Raw genomic sequence first — 3,206 nt, 5'->3', positions numbered from 1 at the left:
ATCATCGACCGACTCTGTGTCAGGTTCTAGTCAGCCGTTTCTTTAGTTCAAACTATATAGCTGCCCATTGTTTGTTGCATTTGTACTGATAAACAAAAAAGCCGATCATTCGATTTTAAGAAATTAAAAATTGAGTCAATCCTATTAAGAATAGTATTAGCCATATGACAAAGATGACAATAAGGACATTTTTGATTATCCTCCATTTTTTATCATGTGAATCCATTCGTTTCTCTAAATTGCTTAATCGTTGTTCATGATCCATAATAATGCACCTCCTTAATTTTACAATATAAAACTACCACCTAAATTATGCAAGGTGGTAGTTTAGTTGTTTTATAATTTTAACCCAATCCCATAAAATATGATTCAGATCTTGATGTGATATCACCAATACCACCAATAATTATGCTAAGGGTTCTAGTTCCTTTGATTTGTATGTTACCTGCCCGTCCTTTAAGAGAGGCAGAGTTATCAGTCGCAACCCGATCATGAGCCCAAGAGTTTCCAGGGTGGAAACCCAGAAGTGTGCTTGTACTACCAGTAACTTTGGTTATATTCCTAGTAGCACTATCTCTATTATAATACACAGTAGCTTCAATCCAAGAAAGGTTTTTCCCAGCAGCCAATCCATCTCCCCAAACTGTATCTGTATTGGAATGGCTTTCAACAGCCGTCGGCTGAATTGATGACACTTTAAAGTTTTGGTTAGCACTATCTGAATAATACGTCAGCAGAGCAGCATATTCATCCAGATCATCTACAGTCATTGCTCCTTCGCTCAATTGCACAGTACTAGGTTTTACAGATTTCTCTAATGTAAATCCTGTAGCTTTCAAAATTTCTTCTTTCGATTTATATTTTCCTTTTACAGCTTCAAAATACTTTGCTGGCACAATATCACGAACAGATACTGTCTCTACCTTATCAGGAATTTTCACATCTAACTTAGCAGGGTCATTTGCATCTTCTTTTTGTGATTGTTGTTGAAGATCAGAGTTAGTCGAGTTTTCGGTGTCGGATGCAAAGGTGGGGGTTGAAAATGACAGAAGCAGAATCATAGAACAGAGAGTAGAGAGAATTTTTTTCACTTTTTTTCCTCCAATTTAGTATAATTTGTTACATATACTATTATAAACTTGAAAGTTGGAAGTGTTTTCCTTGGTTTTATTTACAAAAGAAGCGAGGTCGTTTCATTTTATGGGTAATAAAGTTAAAAAAAGACTATACAGCGCCGCAGCTCTCCGGTAGTGATCGCTGGCCAGAATGTCAAAGAGTAGCAGCGACAAGAGTAGTCCTAGTTTAGAGAAGGGTAAGTACAAAAAGAACCAACAGCATCAAGGAAGGATTCCCCCGATACTGTTGGTTCTCCGTCAGCATTTCATTAATCAATTCCAGCCGTGATTAGAAGGCGAATTTACCCCGAAATTTACCCCAATGCTACCAATTGGAACAATACTAATGAGAGCGAATATCATAGCCATCGAAACTAATAATTTTTTCATCCTTAATCAGCTCCTTGAATAAATTTTGATACTTTTCAATTTGTTCATTTGAAGCATACTGGCGTAGTGCTTCAAATAGCACAATAAATTTCTTGAAGTTCGTTCCATTTTCAATCATATTAGCCGTTGTTAAAAAAACTAAAACTTGGCGTACAGCATCTTCAAATCTCTTGTTATTACTATAATAAATCGCAAGATGATATAAAAACCTAAAATAATGTGTTTTATTCGTTTCGCTTTCCAAACTGCTCAATTCATCAATGGTAGTTTGGAATTTGTGAAGGACATCATCTACATTGAGCAAGTGGAGATTGGCCGCTTCCATAATAGTTACCAGCCCTGGCAATACTTCTTCATCATTGTTCTCTAAAAATTGAACATATTCTTGCAATACATCTATTTTTCCAGACAATAGATCATTTGTGTACATATTCGCCTTGGCAAAAAATCTGAATCGTTCAACCTCATCTAGCCCGGTAGCATCTAATCCAGAAAACCATCCTAGCTCCGAATATTTAAGGATGTATTCTCTGGCTTCATCGAATAGGCCAAGCTTCTGAAGTGCTGTAGCTTTTGCCAAATAGCTGAAGCCATAGTAAAAAATCAATGGACGTTCTGCATCTAGTGATGCTTCTCCTGTCTTGTACCGTGATTCGTAGATATCCCAAGATATTTTGTGTAGGTAATCTGAAATAACAATTATGTCATTCCAATTATGTTGTGTAAACCTTAGATGTAATAGCTCCACGCATTTATCTAAATTATGATGGTAGTTTGATAATAAATACGTTGCACCTTTTCCGTCCAAAACGTCTTCCATCCCCTTACCTTCCTCTCAAACTATATAGCGACGAAGCAAAGTTATTTTGAGCGCTGTGCTTTAATCTCGCATTCATGTAGAGTGCGACACGAAAGGATGGGCAGTCAGGCGCAGTCTCTACAATTTCAATCCACGCACTCATATAGAGTGCGACTCCCTGTAATTTCAATATACTCATTGTCGTTTATTATTTCAATCCACGCACTCATATAGAGTGCGACGCTTGGAGCAGCTTGATTTTCAAAGCTATCAGGATATTTCAATCCACGCACTCATATAGAGTGCGACCAAGCACCGATCATTGATCTAACTGCTAATGCGGATTTCAATCCACGCACTCATATAGAGTGCGACCTATTGCACTGGAACGGGATGCCCAATACTCCAGTAGAATTTCAATCCACGCACACATATAGAGTGCGACAGTAAAGTTGTATCCGATGCGGCTGAATCTATATGATTTCAATCCACGCACTCATATAGAGTGCGACTATTTCCCTTGCTTAGTCGATAACGAGAATCCGGTTAAATTTCAATCCACGCACTCATATAGAGTGCGACAAGCGGGCCGCCTCTTTACCTGTGTAACTCATTGCAAATTTCAATCCACGCACTCATATAGAGTGCGACTAGATTACCAACCAACGCCAACTGGCACAACAAAGCAATTTCAATCCACGCACTCATATAGAGTGCGACGTAGAGTATGACCTACTGAGTGATGAGTACGAGATTTCAATCCACGCACTCATATAGAGTGCGACTCATGGCTTTTTTTAATTCTCTATCAACTTAATTGATTTCAATCCACGCACTCATATAGAGTGCGACTCTCTCGAATAGTTCAATTGTATCAGTGCAAAAAATTTCAATCCACGCAC

2 protein-coding genes and 1 CRISPR repeat array are annotated in these 3,206 nt (G+C 38.1%); both genes read right to left on the bottom strand.

All coding sequences use genetic code 11. The features are described 5' to 3' along the window. Nucleotides 1-344 precede the first annotated feature (344 nt). Entirely contained in the window at nucleotides 345-1,091 is a 747-nt protein-coding gene (locus ACIFQM_RS23210) for a hypothetical protein (protein WP_430044549.1), read from the bottom strand. A gap of 367 nt (nucleotides 1,092-1,458) precedes the next feature. Next, nucleotides 1,459-2,325 (bottom strand): DNA-binding protein, encoded by an 867-nt coding sequence (locus ACIFQM_RS23205; protein ID WP_430044551.1) that lies wholly within the window; start codon nucleotides 2,323-2,325, stop codon nucleotides 1,459-1,461. A gap of 122 nt (nucleotides 2,326-2,447) precedes the next feature. Then, nucleotides 2,448-3,156: a CRISPR direct-repeat array (repeat unit 32 nt; unit sequence ATTTCAATCCACGCACTCATATAGAGTGCGAC). Nucleotides 3,157-3,206: the final 50 nt, after the last annotated feature.

This window comes from Paenibacillus sp. NRS-1782, assembly GCF_050467685.1.
GTDB classification, from domain to species: domain Bacteria; phylum Bacillota; class Bacilli; order Paenibacillales; family Paenibacillaceae; genus Paenibacillus; species Paenibacillus terrae_A.
Note: the sequence above shows the minus strand (reverse complement) of the source record. Positions and strands in the feature narration are given on the sequence as shown.

Coding starts and splice junctions, on each gene's coding strand:
- ACIFQM_RS23205 (WP_430044551.1), bottom strand. CDS start 2,325: ATGGAAGACGTTTTGGACGGAAAAGGTGCAACGTATTTATTATCAAAC.